This window comes from Glycomyces rhizosphaerae, from assembly GCF_042647865.1.
Classification (GTDB): Bacteria; Actinomycetota; Actinomycetes; order Mycobacteriales; family Micromonosporaceae; genus Glycomyces; species Glycomyces rhizosphaerae.
The window spans coordinates 859,198-881,627 of the sequence record NZ_JBHRWO010000021.1 but is presented as its reverse complement, the minus strand read 5'-3'; the positions used below and the strand labels follow the sequence as shown (position 1 = coordinate 881,627).

The 22,430-nt window shown below is 70.0% G+C and carries 20 protein-coding genes; 2 read left to right on the top strand and 18 right to left on the bottom strand.

The annotated features are described in order from the left end of the window. Positions 1 to 58 precede the first annotated feature (58 nt). The 10 genes from der to ACFO8M_RS24330 all read right to left on the bottom strand — a co-directional run bounded on the left by der (position 59) and on the right by ACFO8M_RS24330 (position 8,595). Positions 59 to 1,456, bottom strand: coding sequence for a ribosome biogenesis GTPase Der (gene der, locus ACFO8M_RS24375; protein WP_387980372.1), 1,398 nt, complete (start codon positions 1,454 to 1,456; stop codon positions 59 to 61). Then, positions 1,449 to 2,126 carry a (d)CMP kinase gene (gene cmk, locus ACFO8M_RS24370; RefSeq protein ID WP_387980371.1) on the bottom strand — a complete coding sequence of 226 codons (678 nt, stop codon included), beginning with the start codon at positions 2,124 to 2,126 and terminating at the stop codon, positions 1,449 to 1,451. The genes der and cmk overlap by 8 nt, the downstream gene beginning before the upstream one ends. A gap of 86 nt (positions 2,127 to 2,212) precedes the next feature. Then, positions 2,213 to 2,587 carry a YccF domain-containing protein gene (locus ACFO8M_RS24365; protein ID WP_387980369.1) on the bottom strand — a complete coding sequence of 125 codons (375 nt, stop codon included), beginning with the start codon at positions 2,585 to 2,587 and terminating at the stop codon, positions 2,213 to 2,215. 45 nt (positions 2,588 to 2,632) lie between these two features. Next, positions 2,633 to 3,370 (bottom strand): pseudouridine synthase, encoded by a 738-nt coding sequence (locus ACFO8M_RS24360; RefSeq protein ID WP_387980367.1) that lies wholly within the window; start codon positions 3,368 to 3,370, stop codon positions 2,633 to 2,635. Further along, complete coding sequence (scpB, locus tag ACFO8M_RS24355) at positions 3,357 to 4,133, bottom strand: SMC-Scp complex subunit ScpB (RefSeq protein ID WP_387980366.1); 777 nt, start codon at positions 4,131 to 4,133, stop codon at positions 3,357 to 3,359. The genes ACFO8M_RS24360 and scpB overlap by 14 nt, the downstream gene beginning before the upstream one ends. After that, on the bottom strand, positions 4,130 to 4,990 hold the full coding sequence (locus ACFO8M_RS24350) for a segregation and condensation protein A (RefSeq protein WP_387980365.1): 861 nt from the start codon (positions 4,988 to 4,990) through the stop codon (positions 4,130 to 4,132). The genes scpB and ACFO8M_RS24350 overlap by 4 nt, the downstream gene beginning before the upstream one ends. A gap of 77 nt (positions 4,991 to 5,067) precedes the next feature. Further along, positions 5,068 to 5,940, bottom strand: a complete 873-nt coding sequence (locus tag ACFO8M_RS24345; protein ID WP_387980806.1) for a ParA family protein — start codon at positions 5,938 to 5,940, stop codon at positions 5,068 to 5,070. A 226-nt stretch (positions 5,941 to 6,166) separates the two neighbouring features. Next, on the bottom strand, positions 6,167 to 7,288 hold the full coding sequence (gene ald, locus ACFO8M_RS24340; protein ID WP_387980364.1) for an alanine dehydrogenase: 1,122 nt from the start codon (positions 7,286 to 7,288) through the stop codon (positions 6,167 to 6,169). A gap of 183 nt (positions 7,289 to 7,471) precedes the next feature. Further along, on the bottom strand, positions 7,472 to 8,023 hold the full coding sequence (locus tag ACFO8M_RS24335; protein WP_387980362.1) for an NUDIX domain-containing protein: 552 nt from the start codon (positions 8,021 to 8,023) through the stop codon (positions 7,472 to 7,474). Between the two features lie 32 nt (positions 8,024 to 8,055). After that, the gene (locus tag ACFO8M_RS24330) at positions 8,056 to 8,595 is read right to left on the bottom strand and encodes a TetR/AcrR family transcriptional regulator (RefSeq protein ID WP_387980361.1); all 540 of its coding nucleotides are present in this window, start codon (positions 8,593 to 8,595) and stop codon (positions 8,056 to 8,058) included. 132 nt (positions 8,596 to 8,727) lie between these two features. Between ACFO8M_RS24330 and ACFO8M_RS24325 the strand changes: the two genes are divergently transcribed. Further along, positions 8,728 to 10,239 (top strand): MFS transporter, encoded by a 1,512-nt coding sequence (locus ACFO8M_RS24325; protein ID WP_387980359.1) that lies wholly within the window; start codon positions 8,728 to 8,730, stop codon positions 10,237 to 10,239. A gap of 108 nt (positions 10,240 to 10,347) precedes the next feature. Then, on the top strand, positions 10,348 to 10,704 hold the full coding sequence (locus tag ACFO8M_RS24320) for a DUF805 domain-containing protein (RefSeq protein WP_387980358.1): 357 nt from the start codon (positions 10,348 to 10,350) through the stop codon (positions 10,702 to 10,704). A 52-nt stretch (positions 10,705 to 10,756) separates the two neighbouring features. Here ACFO8M_RS24320 and ACFO8M_RS24315 read toward each other — a convergent pair whose 3' ends face one another. The 8 genes from ACFO8M_RS24315 to recN form a co-directional block, all read right to left on the bottom strand. Continuing rightward, on the bottom strand, positions 10,757 to 12,451 hold the full coding sequence (locus ACFO8M_RS24315) for a CTP synthase (RefSeq protein ID WP_387980357.1): 1,695 nt from the start codon (positions 12,449 to 12,451) through the stop codon (positions 10,757 to 10,759). 61 nt (positions 12,452 to 12,512) lie between these two features. Next, entirely contained in the window at positions 12,513 to 14,753 is a 2,241-nt protein-coding gene (locus ACFO8M_RS24310) for a hypothetical protein (protein WP_387980356.1), read from the bottom strand. Between the two features lie 7 nt (positions 14,754 to 14,760). After that, the gene (locus ACFO8M_RS24305) at positions 14,761 to 15,858 is read right to left on the bottom strand and encodes a glycosyltransferase family 4 protein (protein ID WP_387980354.1); all 1,098 of its coding nucleotides are present in this window, start codon (positions 15,856 to 15,858) and stop codon (positions 14,761 to 14,763) included. Then, on the bottom strand, positions 15,855 to 17,543 hold the full coding sequence (murJ, locus tag ACFO8M_RS24300) for a murein biosynthesis integral membrane protein MurJ (RefSeq protein ID WP_387980352.1): 1,689 nt from the start codon (positions 17,541 to 17,543) through the stop codon (positions 15,855 to 15,857). The genes ACFO8M_RS24305 and murJ overlap by 4 nt, the downstream gene beginning before the upstream one ends. Then, positions 17,540 to 18,436 carry a hypothetical protein gene (locus ACFO8M_RS24295; protein ID WP_387980350.1) on the bottom strand — a complete coding sequence of 299 codons (897 nt, stop codon included), beginning with the start codon at positions 18,434 to 18,436 and terminating at the stop codon, positions 17,540 to 17,542. The genes murJ and ACFO8M_RS24295 overlap by 4 nt, the downstream gene beginning before the upstream one ends. A 10-nt stretch (positions 18,437 to 18,446) precedes the next feature. Then, on the bottom strand, positions 18,447 to 19,376 hold the full coding sequence (locus ACFO8M_RS24290) for a copper transporter (protein WP_387980348.1): 930 nt from the start codon (positions 19,374 to 19,376) through the stop codon (positions 18,447 to 18,449). Further along, positions 19,373 to 20,575, bottom strand: a complete 1,203-nt coding sequence (gene steA / locus ACFO8M_RS24285) for a putative cytokinetic ring protein SteA (protein WP_387980346.1) — start codon at positions 20,573 to 20,575, stop codon at positions 19,373 to 19,375. Before steA ends, ACFO8M_RS24290 begins: the two co-directional genes overlap by 4 nt. Positions 20,576 to 20,651: 76 nt before the next feature. Further along, entirely contained in the window at positions 20,652 to 22,388 is a 1,737-nt protein-coding gene (gene recN, locus ACFO8M_RS24280; protein WP_387980345.1) for a DNA repair protein RecN, read from the bottom strand. Between the last annotated feature and the right edge of the window lie 42 nt (positions 22,389 to 22,430).

Here is a 22,430-nt window from a genome sequence, read left to right as displayed (position 1 = left end):
ACAACTTTAGCCTATAGCCACTGGGGCCTCGGAGGCGAGGTCCCCAGTGTGAGACTGGCTATTTGCGCTTGTCCTTCTTGCGGGATTCGCGGGGTTTGACCACCAGTTCGATGGGCGTTCCCACGAAGCCGAAGTCCTCGCGGAGCTTGCGCTGGATGAACTTGAGGTACTGCTTCTCGAACGGCGCGTTCGTGAAGAGGAGGAAGCGCGGCGGCTCGGCCGCGGCCTGGGTCGCGTAGATGACCTTCGGGGCCTTGTTGGCGCGAGTCGGGTGCGGAGTCGCGGCCTGGAGGTCGCTGATCCACTTGTTCAGTTCGCCGGTGCTGACGCGCTGACCCCAGCCTTCCAGGGCCTCACGCAGCGCGCGGGCGATCTTCTCCACGGCGCGGCCGGTCATGGCCGAGACGTTCACCCGCGGGGCCCAGGAGACCTGGCCCAGCTCGCGGTCGATCTCTTTTTCAAGGTAGTAGCGGCGGTCGTCGTCCACCAGGTCCCACTTGTTGAAGGCCAGGACCATCGCGCGGCCGGACTCCGTCACCTGCGTCAGGACCCGCTGGTCCTGCTCGCTGATGGGCTCGGAGGCGTCCAGGAGGACCAGGGCGACCTCGGCGGCCTCCACGGCGGCTTCGGTGCGCAGCGAGGCGTAGTACTCCGTGCCCGACGCGAACTTCACGCGCTTGCGCAGGCCCGCGGTGTCGACCAGGATCCAGTCCTCGCCGTCGATCTCCACGAGGGAGTCGACGGAGTCGACGGTCGTGCCCGCCACGTTGTCGACCACTACGCGGTCTTCACCGGCGATGCGGTTGAGCAGGCTCGACTTGCCGACGTTCGGGCGTCCCACCAGGGCCACCTTGCGAGGGCCCTGCTCCTTGAGCTGGCCCGTCGGCTCCTCCGGGAACGCCCAGATGATCTTGTCGAGCAGGTCGCCCGAGTTGCGGCCGTGCAGCGCCGAGATCGGGAACGGCTCGCCCAGGCCCAGGCTCCACAGCTCGTGGACCTCGGCCTCCTGCCGCTCCGAGTCGGCCTTGTTGGCCACCAGGATGACCGGCTTGCGGGTCGAGCGCAGGATGCGCACGGCCGCCTCGTCGGCGTCCGTGGGACCCACGCGGGAGTCGACCACGAACACGATCACGTCCGCGGTGCGCATCGCCAGCTCGGCCTGCAGGGCGATGGACTTCGCCATGCCCTCCGCGTCCGGGTCCCAGCCGCCGGTGTCGACCAGGCTGAACTCCCGCCCGGCCCACTCGGCGTCGTACGCCACGCGGTCGCGGGTCACGCCCGGCTCGTCCTGCACCACCGCGGCGCGGCGCCCCAGGATGCGGTTGACCAGTGTCGACTTGCCCACGTTGGGGCGGCCGACCACGGCCACCGTCGGGACCGGGCCGCGCTCGTCGGTGTCCTCGCCGTCAATCCAGCCGGAACCGTCGAACTCGGCCATGGTCTCTTCGTCAGTCATCAATGTCCCTGTTATTGAGCAATGCCAGAATCTTGGCCACTACCTCCACGATCGGCAGCGTCGTGGAGTCGATCACCACGGCCCCCTCCGGAGCCTCCAGGGGTTTGGTGGTCTTCGAGTCGGCCGTGTCGCGCCGCTCGATGTCCTGCTTGGTCGCGGCCTGGTCCGCGCCGTTCTCGGCGGCGCGGCGCTTGGCGCGCTCCACCGGGTCGGCGGTCAGGTAGACCTTCACGTTCGCGTCGGGGGCGACCACCGAGACGATGTCGCGGCCCTCGACCACGATGCCCGCCTTGGCTTCGGCGATGATCCGCCGCTGCTCGTCGATGAGGAACTTCCGCACCGTCTTGTTCCCGGCCACCGCCGAGACCGCCTTCGTCACGTCGTCGCTGCGGATCGCCAGGTCGGCGTCCTCGCCGTCGACGCGCGTGAACGGGTCTTCGGGAGTCGTCCCGAATTCGAGCTTCGCGTTCTTCACCGTCTTGGTGACCTGCGCGGTCTGCGAAGGGTCGACGCCGGCGTTGAGGACCGCCAGCGTCGCGGCGCGGTACATGGCGCCGGTGTCGAGGTACGCGGCGTCGATCGCGGTCGCCAGGGTCTTGGCCACGGTCGACTTCCCTGCCCCGGACGGGCCGTCGATCGCGACGACCGGTCCGCTCTTCTGCTCAGGCACTGTCGCGCTCCGTTCTTCAACTGCAAACCCAGCAAACCTACATCATGCCGGGTTTTACCTGGTGACCACGGCGAACGCGCGGTGACTCAGCGGCGGTCGACCACCTGGGCGCCCATCGGCCACAGCGCCAGCGGAATCATCTTCCAGTTCGCCACGGCCAGCGGGATCCCGATGATCGTGACCGCCTGGGCCAGACCGGTCACCAGGTGGGCGATCGCGAGTTCCCAGCCGAAGAGGATCAGCCACAGGATGTTGCCGATCAACGAGAAGCACCCGGCCGACCGGTCGTACACGACCGTTCTTCCGAAGGGCCACAACACGTATCCGGCCAGCCGCATGTTCGCGATGCCGAAGGGGATCGTCACGATGAAGATGCAGAAGATCAGGCCGGCAACGAAATAGCCGATGGCGAGCCACAGCCCGGCCAGCACGAACCAGATCACGTTCAGAATGGTTGACATGCCGGAACCCTAACCGGGCCTTGCCCTTCCCGTCAGTACAGCTAGCTAGAGTCCGACTTCGCGGTACAGCTCCCCGATCTCGTTCGGGGTGAGCCGCCGCAGGGTCCCCGGCTTGAGGTTCCGCAGCTTGACGGGCCCCATCTCGGTGCGCACGAGTCGCGAGACGTGATGCCCGACCTCGTCCATGAGCCGCCTCACAATGTGCTTGCGGCCCTCGTGGATCGTGATCTCGATCAACGACTGCCCGGCGTGCTCGTCGATGATCTTGAGCTTGTCGGCCTTCGCCAGGCCGTCCTCGAGCTCGACGCCCTTGAGCAGCTTGTTCCAGGTGTTGCGGTCCATGATCCCGGCGACCTGCGCCCGGTAGACCTTCGGCAGGCCGTGCGAGGGGTGCATGATGCGGTTGGCGAGCTCCCCGTCGTTGGTGAGCAGCAGCAGGCCCTCGGAGTCGGTGTCGAGCCGCCCCACGTGGAAGACGCGCTGGTCGATGCCCTTGGCGAACTCGGCGAGCGAGGGGCGGCCCTCGTCGTCCTCCATGGTCGAGACGATCCCGCGCGGCTTGTTGATCGCGAAGTACACCAGGTCGACGTTCGTCACGACCCGCTTGCCGCCGACCTTGATGACGTCCTTGGCCGGGTCCACGCGCTGGCCGAGGCGGGCGGGCTCGCCGTTGACCTTCACCTTGCCGCGGGAGATCAGGTCCTCTGCGGCACGGCGGGAGGCGATCCCGGCCTGCGACAGCACTTTCTGCAGGCGGATGCCCTCTTCGTCAGCGTTGTTCATCTTCCTCGATATCCGTCACGTCGTCCGGTAGGAACGGGGCCAGCTCTGGGAGCTGTGCGACCGTGTCCAGTCCGATCTTCTCCAAGAACAGGGTGGTGGTGCGGTAGAGCGTCGCCGTCGAGTCCGGGTCGGTCCCGCACTCCTCGACCAGGCCGCGCGCGACCAGCGTGCGCATGACGCCGTCGCAGTTCACGCCCCGGATGGCCGAGATGCGGCCGCGGGTGACCGGCTGCCGGTAGGCCACCACGGCGAGCGTCTCCAGCGCCGCCTTGGTGAGGCGGGCCGAGGCGCCGTCGGTGACGAACCGCTCCACGTAGCGGGCGTAATCAGCCCGGGTATAGAAGCGCCAGCCGCCGGCTTGGCGACGCAGATCGAATCCGCGTCCATCACCAGTGTATTCGGCGCTGAGTCGGCCGAGCTGCTCGCGCACCTGTGAACGTGGCCGCTCCAATACCGAGGACAGGAAATCCTCGCTCAGCGGCTCCTCGGCGATCATGAGAATCGCCTCCAGGACCGCGCCGAGGTCGACGTCGTCGGGGACGGGGCTCGTGTCCTCGACCTCGTCCCCCGGTGCCGCCGCGGCCTCGGCGGAGGACTGGGACGGGACGCCGACGGCCTGCGCGTACTCGTCGGGGTCGCCGACGGGTTCGTCCGCGGGCGTGTCCGGCCGGGCAGGGGCCGCTTCGTCGTGCGGGGCGTCCTCGTGGCGCTGCCAGGGCGGGCGCCATTCGGCCACCTCGTCGGCTCTCAGGTGCTCGGTCATGTCGCGGCTTCCTCCCCCGTCTCCGGTGTTCCGGCGTATTCGTCGACCTCGATCTCGGTGATGTTCCCGCCGAGCCAGCGCACTGTGAGTTCGCCGAGCGCCTGCATCTGCTCGAAACCGACCAGGGCCTCCCGGTACAGCTCCAGGAGCGCGAGGAACCGGGCGACCACTTCGAGGTGGGATTCGCAGTCCGAGGTGAGGGCCCGGAAGGTCGCGGTCTGGACGCGCTGGAGGCGGCGGGAGAGGATCACGGCGTGCTCGCGCACCGAGACGCGCTGCATGTGGATGTGGCCGGTGCCCACGGTGGGCACCTGTTTGGGGACCATCGCCTTGGCCGCCAAGGCAGCCAAGGCTTCGGGGGTGAGGTCGAGGACGAGTTCGGGGAGCAGGCCTTTGTAGCGCTCTTCGAGTCCGACGTTGCGGGGCACGCGGGTCGAGGCGGACTCGACGAACGTGGCGAGGGCGCCGGCGGCCTCCTTGTAGGCCTTGTACTGCAGGAGCCGGGCGAAGAGCAGGTCGCGGGCTTCCAGGAGCGCGAGGTCCTCTTCGTCGTCGACGACGGTGCCGGGCAGGAGCCGGGCGGTCTTGAGGTCGAGCAGGGTGGCGGCGATGAGGAGGAACTCGGAGGTCTCCTCGAGGTTCCAGGCGTCGTCGAGTCCGGTGACATAGGTGATGAACTCGGAGGCGACCTGGTGGAGGGCGAGTTCGGTGACGTCGAGCTTGTGCTTGCCGATGAGCTGGAGCAGCAGGTCGAACGGGCCCTCGAAGTTGGCGAGCCGGACGTGGAAGCCGCTCTCGGCCTCCTCCGGTTCGCCCTCCCGCTGGGTCGGGAGCTGGGGCGGCTGCTGGTCGGTCACGCACGCAAGCTTAGACGGGCGCCCAGGACACTACGGGGTGAACTCCGGGTTTCATGTGCCGTAAGGACTTCGACACCCTATTTGTCGGTGGCGGCGATCAGCTCACGCGCGAGCTGGCGGTAGGCGCGGGCGCCGGAGGAGGCGGGGGCCCACGTGGTGATGGGCTCGCCCGCGACCGTGGTCTCGGGGAAGCGCACCGTGCGGGTGATGACGGTGGAGAACACCTTGTCGCCGAAGGCTTCCACGACGCGCTGGAGCACCTGGCGCGAGTGCGTGGTGCGCGAGTCGTACATGGTGGCGAGGATGCCGTCGAGCTCGAGGTCGTAGTTGAGGCGTTCGCGGACCTTGTCGACGGTGTCGAGCAGGAGGGCGACGCCGCGCAGCGAGAAGAACTCGCACTCGAGCGGCACGAGCACCGAGTGGGCGGCGGTGAGCGCGTTGATCGTCAAGAGCCCCAATGAGGGCTGGCAGTCGATGAGGACGTAGTCGAAGTCGGGGATCACCGGGCGCAGGACGCGGGCGAGGGTCTGCTCGCGGGCGACCTCGTTGACGAGCTGGATCTCGGCGGCCGAGAGGTCGATGTTGGCCGGGAGCAGGCGCAGGCCGGCGACGTTCGTCTTGACCATGACGTCGTCGATGTCGACGTCGTCCTGCATGAGGAGGTTGTAGACGGTGAGGTCGAGCGTGTGGGGGTTGGTGCCGAAGCCGACCGAGAGCGCGCCCTGCGGGTCGAAGTCGACCATGAGGACCTTGCGGCCGTACTCGGCAAGGGCCGCACCGAGGTTGATGGTCGTGGTCGTCTTGCCGACCCCGCCCTTCTGGTTGGCCATGGCGATGACGCGGGCCGGGCCGTGTCGTTCCAGCGGCTGCGGCTGGGGGATCTCGCGCTTGTTCGTGTACGCCTCGGGGTCGGGCGAGGAGAGGTCCTCGGTTCCGTCAGCGGGAGGCATCTGCGCGGCACCGCGCAGGGCCGCCCATTTGTCGTTGCTGTCCACACTGCTCATTTCTTCGCGCCTCCGGGTGCGAGGTCGACACCGGGTGCCGGGCGTCTCACCATTGCCTGTCTTAGCGACTGTACGTCAGTGTATCGAGGCTGTCGACGGCTTGGGAGACTCCGAGGCACCCGGCGTGAGTTCGCCCGCTGTGCGGGTGAGCGGCTCGAGTCCTGTTGGGACGTCAGTTCTCCGCGAGCACCTGCGCGATCGGTTTGAGCGGCAGGTGGTGCGTGAGCGCGACGGGTTCGTTGGCGACCTGTCCGGCGTAGGTGTTGAGGCCGCGGGCGAGGGCCGGGTCGGCCTTGAGGGCGGCGACCCAGCCGAGGTTGGCGAGCTTCATGACGTACGGGAGGGTGGCGTTGGTGAGCGCGTACGTGGAGGTGTTCGGGACGGCCCCGGGCATGTTCGCGACGCAGTAGAAGAGCTTGCCCGCGTGGGTGAACGTGGGGTCGTCGTGGGTGGTGGGCTTGGAGTACGCGAAGCAGCCGCCCTGGTCGATCGCGATGTCGACGAGGACCGCGCCGTCCTTCATGTCGGCGAGCACTTCGTCGTCGACCACGGTGGGGGCCTTGGCTCCTGGGACGAGGACGGCGCCGATGACGAGGTCGGCCTCGCTGCAGGCGCGCTTGACCTCGAAGCGGTTCGAGACGATGGTGCGCAGGCGCCCTTGGTAGAGGTCGTCGGCGGCGTGGAGCTTGTCGATGTTGAGGTCGAGGAGTTCGACGTCGGCGCGCATGCCCACGGCGATGGCGGCGGCGTTCATGCCCGAGACGCCGGCGCCGATGATGACCACGCGGGCGGGCGCGGTTCCGGGGACGCCGCCCATGAGGGTGCCGCGGCCGCCTTCGGGGCGCTGGAGGTGGTAGGCCCCGGCCTGGACGGCGAGGCGTCCGGCGACCTCGCTCATGGGCGCCAGGAGCGGCAGGCGCCCGTCGGCGGTCTGGACGGTCTCGTAGGCGATGCCGGTGATGTGGCGCTCCAGGAGCGCGTCGGTGCATTCGGCGCTCGCGGCGAGGTGGAGGTACGTGAAGAGGGTCTGGCCGGGCCGCATCCGGTGGAACTCGTCATGGATCGGCTCTTTGACTTTGAGGACGAGATCGCCTGCGTCCCAAGTCGAGTCAGCGTCTGGGTAGATGAGCGCGCCGGCGGCGCGGTAGTCGGCGTCGCTGATCGCGGAGCCGAGCCCGGCACCGGTCTCGATGACGACGTCGTGGCCGGCGGCGACGAGCTCGTGGACCCCGGCGGGGGTGAGGGCGACGCGGTACTCGTTGTTCTTGATCTCGCGGGGGACGGCGACTTTCACGTGCGGGTTCCTTCCGAAGCGTTGTGCCAGTTCGGGGCCGATCGGCATCCCGCACGGGCAGTCTAGGACGCCAGGCGTCCGAGAACCCGCATTCCTTCTGGGTCAGCGGTTCGGACGGCGTCGTCGCCGTGATCGTAAGTCGGCCCGCCGCACAACGCGCGGCGGGCCATGTGAGCGTGCGCCTTATTTACCGAGGTGCAGCTTGGCGAGGCTCAGCGCGAGGGCGCAGACGCCGTTGCGGATCTCGCCGTCGGCGACCGCGGCGAGGGCCTTGTCGAAGTCCCACCAGACGAGCTCGATGTGGGTCTCCTCGTCGGTGCGCTCGTGCCGCTCGGCCTCGGGCACCGGCGAGAGGCCGGTGGCGAGGAAGTAGTGGATCAACTCATTGGAAATGCCTGGGCTGGTGAAGAACTCGCCGAGCTTCACCATGTCGGCGGCCTGGAGGTCGGCCTCTTCGGCGAGCTCGCGGCGGGCGCAGTCGGCGGGGTCCTCGTCGGGGATGTCACGGATGCCGGCGGGCAGCTCCCACATGAGTTCCTTTGGCGGGACCCGGAACTGGCGGATGAGGCCGACCCGGCCCTGCTCGTCGAGCGGGACCGCGACGACGGCGCCGATGTGGGCGATGAACTCGCGGCGGGCACTGCCGCCGCCGGGCATCGCCACGGTCTCGGCGGTCAGGTCGTAAGCCCAGCCGCGATGGATGATTTCGCTGTCGAGAACTCGGTACTCATGCACGAGGGCCACACTAGTCGGCTCAGGTAACCGGCTCAGTCCTCTCCGGCGGCGTCTTTGAGTCGCCGCAGGATCCCCTCGATGACCTCATGGCTCGGGAGGGGCACGCCCGAGAGCGCCGAGAGGAACAGGCCGTCGCCGACGAGGCGGACGATCTCGGCGGTGACCGGGTCCTCGATCTGCTCGTGGATGAGCTCGGACCAGCCGTTGAAGATGAAGAGCACGTCGTCCTTGGCGGCTTCGGAGAGCTCGGCCTTGCCGCGCATGGCCGTCAGCAGGGCCCAGAGTCCGGCCGCCGACTCGGCCGACTCGACCTCGGAGACGCGCAGGAAGGTCTCGACGACACCGGTGGCGCGGGCCCGGGCGATGTTCGCCTCTTCCTGGAGGCGGAAGCGGCGGGCCAGGCCGTCGTAGAGGTCGGACTTCGACTTGAAGTGGTAGAGCAGGCCGCCCTTGGAGACACCGGCCTCGGCGGCGACCTTCTCCAAGGTCACGCCCGAGGAGCCCTCGTCGACGAGGATGCGCTGGAGCGCGTTGAGAATGCGGTCCCGGGTGGTGATCTCCGGCTCGTTCATGTTTCCTCCTCGTGACAACTGTACCGTCCGGACGGTACAGTTGGTGGGCGTGTCGGCCTCCGGCACGCCCGGCGTCTGGGATGCCGCCTCGCGAGCCGTGCTTCGGCTCACGTTCAGAAAGTAGTGAAACCCATGGCCACCACGCTTCGCGCACCGCAGGAGCCCCGCGCCCGCATGAGCGCCAAGCAGGGCTGGGCACTGGCGGTGCTCGTGCTCCCGGTGCTGCTCATCTCCATCGACATGACGGTGCTCGGCTTCGCCGTGCCGTTCCTGTCCGAAGACCTCGCGCCCACCAGCTCGCAGCTGCTGTGGATCGTCGACGTCTACGGCTTCGTCCTCGCCGGACTCCTGGTCACCATGGGCACGCTCGGCGACCGCTTCGGGCGCCGCCGCCTGCTGATCATCGGCTCGGCCGCGTTCGCCGCCGCGAGCGTCCTCGCCGCATACGCGCCGAACGCCGAATCGCTCATCGCCGCCCGCGCGCTCCTCGGCGTCGCCGGCGCGACGCTCATGCCGACCACGTTGGCGCTCATGCGCAACCTCTTCCACGACGACCGTCAGCGCCGCTTCGCGATCGCCGTGTGGGCCTCCGGGTTCTCCGCGGGCTCGGCGGCCGGGCCGATCATCGGCGGCTGGCTCCTGGAGCACTTCTGGTGGGGCTCGGTGTTCCTGATGGCCGCGCCGGTCTCCATCGCGGTCGTGCTGGCCGCGCCGTTCCTGCTGCCGGAGTCGAAGAACCCGAACCCGGGCACGCTCGACCTGGCCAGTGTCGCGCTGTCGTTCCTGGCGCTGTTCCCGTTCGTGTACGGGGTCAAGACCATCGCCGAGCACGGCTTGACGTGGACGGCCGCCGCCGCGATCGGCGTCGGCGCGCTCGCGGGGGTGCGGTTCGTGCGTCGCCAGAAGCGGCTGGAGCACCCGCTGATCGACGTGGGACTCTTCAAGCTGCGCCGCTTCAGCGCCTCGCTGGCGACGAACTTCACCATCGTGTTCGCGATGATCTCGGCGCTGTTCCTGCTCACGCAGTACCTGCAACTGGTGCTGGGCTACTCCCCCATGGAGGCGGGGCTGCTGCTCCTGCCGGGCATGGCGGTCTCGGTCGTCACCGGTCTGGTGGCGGTGCGCATGTCCGAGCGGATCGGCATGGTGCGCACCATCATCGGGGGTCTGGTGTTGGTGATCGCCGGATTCGCGGCGATGGCGTTCATCGGGGTCGACTCGGGGGCGCTCGTGGTCGCGGTGTCGTTCGCCCTCATCGGCGGCGGCTCCGGGCTGGCGCAGACGGTGACCAACGACGCGATCCTCGCGGCGGCCCCGGCCGACCGGGCGGGCGCGGCCTCGGCGATCTCAGAGACCGCGTACGAGCTCGGCGGCGCGATGGGCGTGGCGCTCCTCGGTTCGCTCTCGACCGGGATCTACCGGGCCGAGATGGGCGATGCCCCGGCCGCCGCGGCCGAGACGCTCGGCGAGGCCGCGCACATGGCCGCGACGCTCCCGGCCGCGGCCGGCGACGCGCTCATGGAGACCGCTCGCACCGCGTTCACCGACGGCCTGCGCACCGTGGCGGTCATCGCCGCGGCACTGGTCCTGATCGCCGCCGTGGCGGTCGGCCGGGCCCTGCGGACGCGGTCCTCGGAACGCTGAAGTCCGCTCTACTGTCGACGGTTTCGCCCTACGATGTCCTGGTCCGGTGCCGTTCGGTGCCGGATCATGGCATCGCTCCGCCACGCGGAGCGGGGAAGGGGCACGGCTATGAGCTGGTACATGACCGCCCTCAAGAAGTACGCGGTGTTCAGCGGCCGCTCCCGCCGTCGCGAGTTCTGGTGGTTCGTCCTGGTCAACGCCATCATCGGCGCGATCTTCCAGTGCCTGGGCAACGACCAGAACGACCCGAACTTCTGGAACTTCATCGGCTGGCTCTACGGACTCGCGGTCCTCATCCCGAGCATCGCGGTGCAGGTGCGCCGGCTCCACGACACGGGCCGGTCCGGCTGGTGGTGGTTCATCGGGCTCATCCCGTTCGTCGGCTGGATCGTCCTGGTCGTCTTCGACCTGTTCGACAGCGAACCGGGCCCCAACCAGTACGGCCCCAATCCCAAAGGCATGTAAGCGGATACGACGAAGGCGGGGCTCGAGCGAGCCCCGCCCTTCTCGTGTTCGGTTACGCCGCTTCGATGTCGAGGCGGTCGGCGGCCTGGCGCTTGAGGGCCGCCTCGACCAGGCCCGCGAAGAGCGGGTGCGGGCGGGTCGGACGGGACTTCAGCTCCGGGTGGGCCTGGGTCGCCACGAAGTACGGGTGCACCTCGCGGTCGAGCTCGATGAACTCAACGAGGCGCCCGTCGGGCGAGAGGCCCGAGATCACGAAGCCGGACTTCTGCAGCTGGTCGCGGTAGGCGTTGTTGACCTCGTAGCGGTGGCGGTGGCGCTCGTTGACCTCGGTCGCGCCGTAGACCTCGGCGGCGATGGAGCCCTCGGCGAGCTGCGCCGGGTAGGTGCCCAGGCGCATCGTGCCGCCCATGTCTCCGCGCCCGGCGACGATGTCGGTCTGGTCGGCCATCGTGGAGATGACCAGGTGCTCGGCCTCGCGGTTGAACTCCTCGGAGTCGGCGCCGACGAGCCCGGCGACCTCGCGCAGGCCCTCGATCGCCATGCACTGCATGCCGAGGCACAGGCCCAGGGTCGGGACGAGGCGGGTGCGCGACCACGTGAGCGCCTGGATCTTGCCGGGCACGCCCCGGTCGCCGAACCCGCCGGGGATCACCACGGCGTCGACCCCGGCGAGGGCCTTCGCGGTGCTCTCGGTGGAGGCGCACTCGTCGGAGACCACCCAGCGGACCTTGACCTTCGCGCGGTTGGCGAAGCCGGCCGCGCTCAGCGCCTCGACCACGGACTTGTAGGCGTCCGGCAGTTCGACGTACTTGCCGACGATCGCGACCTCGACCGTGGCGCTCGGGTTGTGGACCCGGTCGAGCAGGTCGTCCCACGCGGTCCAGTCGACGTCGCGGAACGGCAGGTCGAGCTTGCGGACCACATACGCGTCAAGGCCCTCCGAGTGGAGGGTCTTGGGGATCTCGTAGATCGACTTCGAGTCGGGGGCCGAGACCACGGCGGCGTCGTCCACGTCGCAGAACCCGGCGATCTTCTGCTTGAGCCCGTCCGGCAGCGGCCGGTCGGAGCGGCAGACGATCGCGTCGGGCTGGATGCCGATGCTGCGCAGCTGCGCCACCGAGTGCTGGGTCGGCTTGGTCTTCATCTCCGAGGACGCGGCCAGGTACGGCACCAGCGAGACGTGGAGGAAGAAGCAGTTGTCGCGGCCGATGTCGTGCCGGTACTGGCGGATCGCCTCGAGGAACGGCAGCGACTCGATGTCGCCGACGGTGCCGCCGACCTCGGTGATCACGACGTCGGGGACGCGCCCGGTCTCGGGGTCCGGGTCGGCCATGGCCGCGAGGCGGGACTTGATCTCGTTGGTGATGTGCGGGATGACCTGCACGGTGGCGCCGAGGTAGTCGCCGCGGCGCTCCTTGGCGATGACGTCGGAGTACACCTGGCCGGTGGTCACGTTGGCGTGCTTCGACAGGTTGCGGTCGAGGAACCGCTCGTAGTTGCCGATGTCGAGGTCGGTCTCGCCGCCGTCGTCGGTGACGAAGACCTCGCCGTGCTCGTACGGGTTCATCGTGCCGGGGTCGACGTTGAGGTACGGGTCGATCTTCTGCATCACCACGTACAGGCCGCGCGCGGTCAGCAGATTGCCGAGACTGGCGGCGGTCATGCCCTTGCCGAGAGCGGAGGTGACTCCACCGGTGACGAAGAGGTGCTTCGTGGAACGGATCTGACCATTAGCGGCGCTGGCCAAGGCGGACTCCCGTGATGTTCGTGGCGAACGAGCCGCTCAAGAAAGCAGCCGGTGGATCGCATCATCCACGGGATTCCACACTAACACTTTCGCCGCTGTTTTCCTCATCGACCCACGAGGGTGCGTCGACGATCATGTCCGAGTACTGGCCGTCCTTGACGTGCGCGCGGGCCAAGACGCGGTGACTCATGATGACCGCCAAGGGAACCATGACCGCGAGGGCCGAGCCGAGGCTCATGAGGCCCTTGCCGAGGAGGAGGCCCGCGATGGCGGACCCGGCGACCGCGGCCGAGAACGCGGCGCGCAGCGGCGGGTACAGGCCGAAGGCGCGGCGCAGACCGCCGCCGGGACGCAGGAGGATGAGCCAGCAGTAGGCGCCGGCCATGACGGTGAGCACGCTCAGCGGCGAGGTGAAGACCGCCACGATGTTCGAGCCGACGCCGGAGGCGATGACGCCGTTGGTGTCTCCCAGGATGTCGCCGAGGAAGGAGCCGAGCACGCCGCGTTCGGCCGCGGGCCGCTGGTAGTCGATCCACGAGAGGCCGAACAGCACCGCGACACCGGCCAGGCCCGACCACACGAAGCGGGGGAAGGTGACCCAGCCGCCGGTCGCGAGCGCGGCCGCGAGGCAGGTGCCGACGATGATGGCGACGGCCGCCGGGACGGAGTCGCCGAGGAACCCGACCGAGACGATGAGGACGCCGACGCAGCCGATCCCGGCCATGGCCGGGGACTGGAAGCGGCGCGGGAGGCGCCAGGCCACGGCCGCGGCGAGCAGCCACAGCGAGGCGATGAACATGCCGGTGGCGACCGGCCCGAGCGCGTTCGAGGCGGAGTCGGCCACCGTGTAGTCGCCCAGGAGGGTCCCCAGCGGGTCCTCGGTGTGGAGGAGCATCGCGAGGACGGTCACGAGGATGCCGAAGGCGGACACCGAGACCATGAGGCTCGAGGGCCCGTGGCGGCCGGGCAGTCCGATCGCGATGAAGGCGCACACGATCGCGATGCCGAGGGCGGTGAGCGGTCCGATGAGGCCGGGGCGCTCGGCGGACCACCAGCCGAAGAAGTCCGCGAGGATCCCGGCGGCCACGAAGAGGGCGCACACGAGGGCCGTGACGATGTTCAGCCGCATGAGCCACAGCGGCGGGGGTTTGACGCCGGGCTGCCCGGCGCGGCGCAGGAGGTGCAGCAGCGGCCAGGCCACGAAGGTCAAGGCGAGGAACAGGAGCACCTGGAGCCACTGCGTCGCCGGGGCGGCGACGTCGGCGGCCATGAGCCGGGTGTCGGTGTCGTCGAAGACCGCCTGTCGGTCCTCATAGGTCAGCAGGTCCTCGGTGGCCCCGGCCGCGGTGCCGGTCACGGTTTCGGGGAGCGGAGAGTCCAGGAGGGTCAGGACGGTCGCCGTCAGGTCGGTGAGCCTGAGGTAGCCGGGGCGTTCGGCGGCCAGGTCGAGGAGGTTGTGGCCGTTCCCGGTGCCGAAGTTCGCGATCGTGGCGAGGAGCCGGTTCGGATCGGCCACTTGGCTGACGCCGGTGATGATGAACGCCGAGTCCTCCCCGCGGGCCGCCTGGAGCTCACCCACGGTGGCGTCGAGGCTTTCGAGTGCGGCGGCGCGCGACTGGGGCTCGGTCGGCAGCACGCCGCCGTCCACCACCGAGAGCGGGCACTCGGCGAGCGCATCGGTCAGGTCGTCGCCGGTCGGCATGGCCGGCACGTAGTCGGCCACGCGCCCGACCGAGTTCGCGGTCGCGTACGCCGCACCGGAGCCGATCGCGGTCGCGCAGCTGGTCCCGGCGGCGAGCATCCCGAGTTCGGTGCCCTGGTCGAGTTCGCGGTTGAGGGTCACGAGGTCGGTCATGTCCCCCACCGTCGCGGTGGATCCGGAGACCGTGATCTGGTCGGAGGTGACCAGGCCGCAGTCGGAGGACTGGCCGTAGGGGTCGCTGACGGCGGGCGCGCCCGCCGAGAGGGTGAGCCAGCCGTCGAGGGTGCAGGTGAAGTTGCGGCCCGAGTCGGTGTTCAGCTCGGCGAGCGAGCCGTTCTCCGCCAGCGCGGCGAGGTTCGGGGTCGTGTCGGCGTCGATGTCGGTCCAGGAGAGGCCGCCGACGCCGAGGAGGACGACGGAGCCGACCGTCTCGGGCAGGGCCTCTTCCGCGTCGTCGGGCAAGAGCTGGAAGGCGGCCGCACCGGCGAGGACGGCGACGCCGAACCAGGCCGCGATGGGGCCCAGGTTCTCGGTGATGCCGCGGCTGATCGCCTTGCGGGCTTTGCGGGTGAGGCGCCCGGCATCGAATTTTCGCGACACGGCGGCGCTATCTTCCCGTCAATTCCAGATAGAGCGCGTCGAGGGCGTCGAGCATCTGGGCCTCGTCGGGCCAGGTGGCCGCGCGGGCGAGGCCCTTCTCCGCGTAGGCGGCGAGGCGGGCGGGGTCGTCGAGGAGGTCGCGCACGGTCTGGTCGAGAGTGTCGACGTCGCCCACTTCGAAGTAGACGGCGGCGTCGCCCACGAGTTCGGGGATGCCGCCGGTGCGGGTGGTCACGAGCGGCACGCCGGCCTGCAGCACCTCTTGCGCGAAGAGCTGGCGGGCCTCCCACTGGCTGGTGATGACGGCGAGGTCGGCGGCGGCGAGGAGGTCGGCCACGTCGGTGCGGTGGCCGAGGAGGCGCACGTCGGCACCGGTGGCGTCGATGAGTCCTTGCAGCCGCATCCGTTCGGGGCCGTCTCCGGCTACGGCGACCACGGGCTGGGCGGCGAGGTCGGTCCAGCGTTTCGCGGCGGCGATGAGGGTGTCGTAGTCCTTCTGCGGGTGGAGGCGGCCGACGGTGAGCAGTAGCGGGCGGTCGCCGATGCCGAGTTCGGCGCGGATCGACTCGGGGTCGCTCACGGCGGTCCGCGGCGGGGCGGCGACGGGCGCGAGGCGGGCGTCGCGCGCGCCGAGTTCGATGAGGTGCTCGTGGAGGTCGGAGGAGGCCGCGAGGGCGACGTCGACGCCGCGGGCGAGGCGCTTCTCGATCTGGTCGGAGACGCGCCGCTTGATCCCGGTGGTGATGAGCTGGTTGTGCCAGGTGGTGACGAGGGCCGCGCCGGTGGGGCGGGCGGCGAGCGCGGTGAGCCCGGCGGTGAGGCCGTGGGCGTGGACGAGGTCGACGCCGCGTCCGGTGATGCCGCGCAGGGCATTGCGGGCCGCCCACCAGGCGAGCGGGAGTTCGGGCGAGGGCTTGGCGGTGATGGGCGCGGGCAGGAATCGGGCGCCCTTGGCGCGGAAGCCGAAGCGCTCCTCGGTCTCGGGCGGGCCGACGACCAGGACGGCGTCGCCGCGCTCGACGAGGCCCGCGGCCACGGAGGCGACGTGCGTCCCGATGCCGCCGGTCGAGGGGCCGAGCACCAAGGCGATTCGGCGATGGCTCACTTGTCTGCTCCAGTGGGTTCGTCGGGTGCGTGCTCGTCGGATGCGGGTTCGTCCGGTATTTCAGACGCTCGGATTATGCCAGCGCGTCGCAGGACCGGGCGCACGACACCGGAACCGCCGATGAGCGCGGCGAGTCCAAGGTAGATGACACCGGTCGCGGCGCCGACGACTATGCCCTGGAAGAGGGCCGAGTAGAACGAGTCGGCGTGGCCCCAGAGGGCGATGATTTCGCGGGCGGCGAGGACCGCACCGATCGCGGACACGATCGTCGCGAGCGCGGCGCGCGGGATGCCCCTGAGGCTGGCCGCGCCGGTGTGGCGGGCGATGGCGGCGGTGAGGGCGAGGCCGATCACGGTCATGCCCGCGGACCAGGAGATGGCAAGCGCGAGCGTGCGGTCCTCGACGGGCATGGCCTCGGAGAGGACGATCGCGGCGACTGCGCCTGCGGCCCAGCCGATCGAAGTTGCACCGGCGGCGTACTTGTTGCGGCCGATGGCGTACAGGCCCCTCGAGTAGATCGCGAAGACCGAGTAGCCGAACAGGCCGAAGGCGAGGCCGGTGAGCGTCGCCTGGAGCTGCGGCTGGGTACTCAGTCCGCTGTCGGCCGAGACGGAGGCGAGGACGGTGCCGATGGGTTCGGCGAGGCCCGCGAGCGCGGCGACGCCGAGGCCGGAGAGGAGCAGGATGGCTCGGCCGGTCTGGGACAACCGGCGCTGGTAGCGCTCGTGCTCGCCGAGTGAGAATGCTTCGGCGAGAACGGGATAGGCGGCGGTGGCGAGCGGGACGGCGAGCACGGCCCACGGCAGGAGGAAAAAGGTCTGCGAGACGGTGAAGATCGCGGCCGGTCCGGTCCCGGCGTCGTTGGCGAGCCGCAGCAGCAGGGCCTGGCAGAGCTGCTGGGCGCCGACGGTGATGGCTCCGGCGATGGCGAGGGACTTGAGGCCGGAGGCGACGTGGGTGTCGAGCCGCCACGCGGGCCGCAGGCGCAGACCGAGGCCGCGCAGCGGGAAGATGAGGCACCCGGCGAGGACTGCCACGCCGCAGGTGGTGCCGAGGGCGAGGAACACGATGCCGTTCTGGCCCAGGTTCTCGACATCGGCCTGGCGCCCGGAGATGACGCCGTAGACGACGTAGACCCCGGCCATCACGACGCTGGAGAGGAGCGGTGCGAGGGCGGGCCAGGCGAAACGGCGGTGTGATTGGAGGATGCCGGTGAGGACGACTGCGACGCCGTAGAGCGGGATCTGCGGGGCGAAGAGGACGAGCATCTCTGTGGCGGCGTCGATCGTCGCTTCCCTGGCGGCCGGGTCATCGACTGCGTTGTCCGGCATGAGCAGGACGATGATCGGGCGCGCGAAGAATGCGACGATGAGCCCGGCGGGGATGAGGATGGTCAGCGCCCAGGTCATGAGCGCGGAGGAGATGTGGCTGACCTGCTTGGGGTCGTTCCTCGCGAGCGGCGCGGCCAGGAGCGGGATCACGAGTGCGGCGAGCGCGCCTCCGGCGACGAGCTCGAAGATGATGTTGGGGATGCTGTTGGCGGTCTGATAGGCGGTACCGAGCGTCCCTAGACCGATGGCCCAGGTGAACACCATCGTGCGGCCGAATCCGGCCAGGCGGGAGGCGACGGTGATCGCACCGATGACCGAGGCGGCACGACCGACTTCGCGTCGGGTCTCGGTCAAGACTTCGTCCGACCCAGCTCGTCCAACTCCCGCAGCACGGGCGTCTCGGCGATCACTTTCGTGAAGCTCACTTTTTCGGAGGTGGCGATGAGCGCGGCGACGCCCGCGAGGGCGACGTGGCGGCCGATCATGCCGGTCCGGGCGATGAAGGCCAGGCCGAGGAGTGCGCCGAGGGCGTTCGCGCCGCCGTCGCCGAGCATGGTCTTGCCGTCCAGGTCTTCGGCCATCGCGGCCCCCGCGGCCGCGGAGACCGCGAGCGCGGTGTTGGCGCCGCCCGCAGCGGTGCGGCGGCGGGACTTCGGGCCCGCCGGGCGCGAGAGCGGCGCGGAGGCGAGGGTGACGACCTTGAGGGCGCGGCCGGGCCGCAGGTCGAACAGGTTGATGACGTTGGCGGCACCGGCGATGACGCCGCCGCCGACGCCCACGTTCCAAAGGCGCCGAATCAAGGGGCGGCGTTCGTCGGTGAGTTCGCCGTTCTGCAGGTCGATGAGGGCGGCGGAGGCGATCCCGGCGGTCGAAATGCCGAGGACTTTGATGAGGCCGGCGCTCATGCGGCCCTTGAGGAGCGCGCCGACGTGGCCTTTGAAGCCCTTGGCCTTCTCGCCCTTGGCGTCGGCGATGTCGTCGTAGAGTCCGACCGCTCCGGCGGTGAGTCCGGCGGTGGCCGCCGCGGCGGCGTAGGCCGGCGAGTTCGCTCCGACTATCGCCCCGGCGGTGGCGCCGATGGTGATCCCCGGGCCTTCGGCCAGGGACACGGTGTCGCCCTTGTGGTTGACGCGTTCCAGATCGGCCGCCCACTTGGAGCGCCGTACGGCGCTGATCGCGGCGATGGTGCCGCCCGCGGCGAGGCCTCCGATGAACGCCCGCCCGACCGTGCGCGTTAGCTGGCTCATGGGCGCGATACTAGGCCGCGTCGGGAAGCAGGCCTGAAGCGCCCTCCCCGATCCCGAGATGGTCGACGGTGGCGTTGTTGACGAAATCGGCGAGCGCGGCGACCGCGGCGATCTGGCCCTGCGGGAGGGAGACGTTGTCGACGGTGGCGATCGTCTCGGCGTTCTCGGTGCGCAGCGTCAGGATCGGGTTGCTGTCGCCGGTCGAGGTCGTGGCGGCGTAGACGGTGGGGTCGTCGGCGGCGAAGGCGTTGGCGAAGTCGACCATCCCGGCGTTGCGGTCCTCGGCGTCGGAGTCCGTGAAACCGGACCCGGCGAGGACGAGGACGCCGTCGGCGACGCCGGTCGGCGGGGTCTCGACGGTGAGCATCGACATCGCGGAGAGGCCGGCGGTGACGGTGGTGATGTCGCCCGGTGCGATGGTCACGGCCGCGCCGGCGGCCTCGCCGGTGGTCACAGCCGCGAGCACGTAGCTCATGGCGGTCACGCCGTCGTAGGTGACGGGGGTTTCGACGGTCTGCGGGGTGGTGGTCTCGGCGAGGTCGCCGAGGGCGTCGGTGTTGGCCGGGTCGAAGTAGTCGTCGAGGACCGAGAGGCGGCCGGTGACCGTGGCCCCGGAGTAGCCGAGCATCTCGACCGCGCTGTCGACGACCTCCGTGTCGACGCCGGGGAGGGCGACGACGAGGATGCTGCGGCCCGTGAGCTGCTCGGACAGGTAGGCCGGGGCGATCTCGGCGGCGAAGGCCTGGTCTTCGCCGAGCTGGTTGTCCAGTTCCCGGTTCTCGTCGCGCAGCTGCTCGTTGCCGTCGCGCAGGCTCTGAATGGTGTTCTCGAAGGCCACGATGGCGGGCCCGTTGAGCGCGGCGGTGCCCAGGATGAGGCCCACGGTGAGGGCGAGGAACACCGCGGTGAGGCTCACCAGGTGGTAGCGGAAGTTGATCACGAGAACAGCCTTTGGATTTGGAAGAGCAGTCCGTCCCACCAGTCGGCGACGACGTCGACGAAGGAGCGCCCGACGGTGGAGATGGCGACGGCGGTGGCCATGGCGGCGAGTCCGGAGACGATGAGCAGGAGCAGTGCGGAGATCGACATGTCCTGGCGGTAGAGGCGTGAGACGCCCTTGGCGTCGACGAGCTTGCCGCCGACGCGCAGTCGGGTGAGGAAGGTGGAGGCCATGCCGCCGCGTCCCTTGTCGAGGAACTCGACCATGGTGACGTGGGTGCCGACGGCGCAGATAAGCTCGGCGCCCTTCTCGTCGGCCATGAGCATGGCGATGTCCTCGGAGGTCGCGGCCGCCGGGAACGGGATCGCGGGGACCCCGAGCTTGTCCATGCGCTCCATGCCGGGGGCGCGCCCGTCGGCGTAGGCGTGGACGACGATCTCGGCGCCGCAGCGCAGGGCGTCGTCGGAGACCGAGTCCATGTCGCCGACGATCATGTCGGGCGTGTAGCCGGCCTCCAGGAGCGCGTCCGCGCCGCCGTCGACGCCCACGAGCACGGGCTTGAACTCGCGGATGTACGGGCGCAGGACGTCGATGTCCTCTTTGTAGTTGTAGCCGCGGATGACGATGAGCGCGTGGCGGCCGTTGAAGGAGGTCTTCACGTCGGGCACGCCCACGCCGTCGAGCAGGAGGTCCCGCTCGCGCTTGAGGTACTCCATCGTGTTGGCCGCGAAGGCCTCCAGCTGGATCGAGAGCCCCTCTTTGGCGGCCTCCATGTCGGCAGTCACGGACTCGGTCGTCTGGACGGCGCCTTCGGCGATCAGGTCGCCGCCCGAGAAGATCTGCCCCGCTTCGAGGTCGACAGAGACGGGCTTGCCCTCCCGGACGAGGTCGAAGATCTCGTCGCCGACGCCGTCGATGAGGACGATCCCGGCTTTGACGAGCACTTCGGGGCCGAGGTTCGGGTAGCGGCCGGAGATCGACTTCGAGGCGTTCACGACCACGGGCACGCCGGTGCCGACCAAGGTGTCGGCGGCGACCCGGTCGAGGTCGACGTGGTCGATTATCGCGATGTCGCCGGGTTCGAGCCGACCGCACAGCCGTTTCGTGCGGCGGTCGAGGCGGGCGGTGCCGACCAGCCGTTCATCGGAGGGATCGCCCTCCGGGTTCCGCCCGGGCAAACGCAAGCTAGGTACACGCATCGTGCATCATCATGCCATCCGATCGCACGGGTCGAGGCGACGGCGCGCCGCTTCGCACCGTACGGGTGAGTTGTCGCTAGGACTTCATCTTCGCAGCCTCGGCAAGGAGTTCCTCGGCGTGGGCCACGCCCAGGTGGGAGTCGGGCATGCCGGCGAGCATGCGAGCAAGCTCACGTGCCCGCTCCGCGTCGTCGACGACCCGGACGCCGGAGACCGTGACGGCCCCGGAGGTGTCCTTCGAGACCACGAGGTGGCGGTCCGCGAACGCGGCGACCTGCGGCAGGTGGGTGACGACGAGCACTTGGTGGCGGCGGGCGAGCTTGGCGAGGCAGCGGCCGATCTCGATCGCGGCGCCACCGCCGACCCCGGCGTCGACCTCGTCGAACACCAGCACCGGCGGGCCGCCGATCTCGGCGAAGACCACTTCGATGGCGAGCATGACGCGGGAGAGCTCTCCGCCCGAAGCGCCCTTGTGGAGGGCGGCGGGCAGCGAACCCGGGTGCGGGCGCAGGAGCAGTTCGACCTCGTCGGCGCCGTCCTCAGTGGCACCGGAGACGGCCGTCTCCACGGCCAAGTCGACACCGCCGCGACCGGCAGGGCGCGGCTCGACCGCGGCCGTGACCGCGGCGTGCGGCATCGCGAGGCCCTTGAGCTCGGCCGAGACCGAGGTGGAGAACCGCTCGGCGGCGGCGCGGCGCGAGGCGCGCAGCTGGGTGGCGAGCTCGGCGGCCCGCGCGGTGAGCTCCGCGTGCTGCGTCTCGAGCTCGGCGACGCGCTCATCCGAGACGTCGAGCTCCCCGAGGCGCTTGGTCGCGTTCTCGGCCCAGGCCAGCACGCCGGGGAGGTCCTCGGCGTACTTGCGGTACAAGGTCTTCAGGGCCGCCTGACGCTGGTAGATCTCCTCCAGGCGCCGCGGGTCCGCCGTGAGGTCGTCGAGGTAGGCGGAGAGGTCCACGGCGGCTTCGGCGAGCAGCGCCCCTGCCTCGGCGAGGCGCTCGGCGAACTCGGCGAGCTTGGGATCGGCGTGGGCGTCGTGCTCGAGGGCGCGCGCGGCGGCGCCGACGGTGTCGGTAGCGCCGCCTTCCCCGGTGGCCGGGTCGCCGGAGATCGCGCCGTGCGCGGTGGCGGCGGCCAGGCGCAGGGCCTCGGCGTTCTCCAGGCGGCGGGCCTCTTCGGCGAGCTCGGCGTCCTCCCCGTCCTGCGGGTCGACGGCGGTGATCTCGTCGAGGCCCAGACGGAGCATGTCCGCCTCGCGGGCCATCTCGCGGGCGCTGGTGCGCAGGCGGGCGAGCTCGGCGGCGCACGTACCGAGCTGGCCGTAGGCGGCTCGGTAGGCGTCGAGGAGCTTGCCGTGGTCGGCACCGGCGAAGCGGTCGAGCGCGGCCCGCTGCTCGGCGGGTTGCAGCAGGCGCATCTGGTCGGACTGGCCGTGCACCGAGATGGCGAGCTCGCCGAGTTCGGACAGGACGCCGACTGGCGCGGAACGCCCGCCGACCCAGGCCTTCGAACGGCCTTCCGAAGAGACCGAGCGGGCCAGCAGCAGCTCGCCGTCCTCAAGGTCGGCACCGGCCTCGATCGCGCGTTCGCGCAGCTCGAGCGCACCTTCGCCCACGGCGAAGCGACCCTCCACAAGGGTTTTCTCCGTGCCTAGGGGGGCACGGGAGGCACGACCGCCGAACAGCAACCCGAGACCGGCGACGACCATGGTCTTCCCGGCCCCGGTCTCACCGGTGATACAGGTCAGACCCGAATCAAGCGGCAAGGTGGCGTCAGCGATCACGCCCAGATTCTGGATGCGAAGCTCCTCCAACACGCTTCGAAGCCTAGCCGGTCCGTCCGACAATCGGCGCGTGGT

Bases quoted from the DNA above. Each gene is read 5' to 3' on its own strand.
- ACFO8M_RS24325 (WP_387980359.1), top strand. From the start codon at position 8,728: ATGGCCACCACGCTTCGCGCACCGCAGGAGCCCCGCGCCCGCATGAGC.
- ACFO8M_RS24345 (WP_387980806.1), bottom strand. From the start codon at position 5,940: ATGCCTCCCGCTGACGGAACCGAGGACCTCTCCTCGCCCGACCCCGAG.
- ACFO8M_RS24320 (WP_387980358.1), top strand. From the start codon at position 10,348: ATGAGCTGGTACATGACCGCCCTCAAGAAGTACGCGGTGTTCAGCGGC.
- scpB (WP_387980366.1), bottom strand. From the start codon at position 4,133: ATGACCGAGCACCTGAGAGCCGACGAGGTGGCCGAATGGCGCCCGCCC.
- steA (WP_387980346.1), bottom strand. From the start codon at position 20,575: ATGCGTGTACCTAGCTTGCGTTTGCCCGGGCGGAACCCGGAGGGCGAT.
- der (WP_387980372.1), bottom strand. From the start codon at position 1,456: ATGACTGACGAAGAGACCATGGCCGAGTTCGACGGTTCCGGCTGGATT.
- ACFO8M_RS24365 (WP_387980369.1), bottom strand. From the start codon at position 2,587: ATGTCAACCATTCTGAACGTGATCTGGTTCGTGCTGGCCGGGCTGTGG.
- ACFO8M_RS24330 (WP_387980361.1), bottom strand. From the start codon at position 8,595: ATGAACGAGCCGGAGATCACCACCCGGGACCGCATTCTCAACGCGCTC.
- ACFO8M_RS24360 (WP_387980367.1), bottom strand. From the start codon at position 3,370: ATGAACAACGCTGACGAAGAGGGCATCCGCCTGCAGAAAGTGCTGTCG.
- ACFO8M_RS24295 (WP_387980350.1), bottom strand. From the start codon at position 18,436: ATGAGCCAGCTAACGCGCACGGTCGGGCGGGCGTTCATCGGAGGCCTC.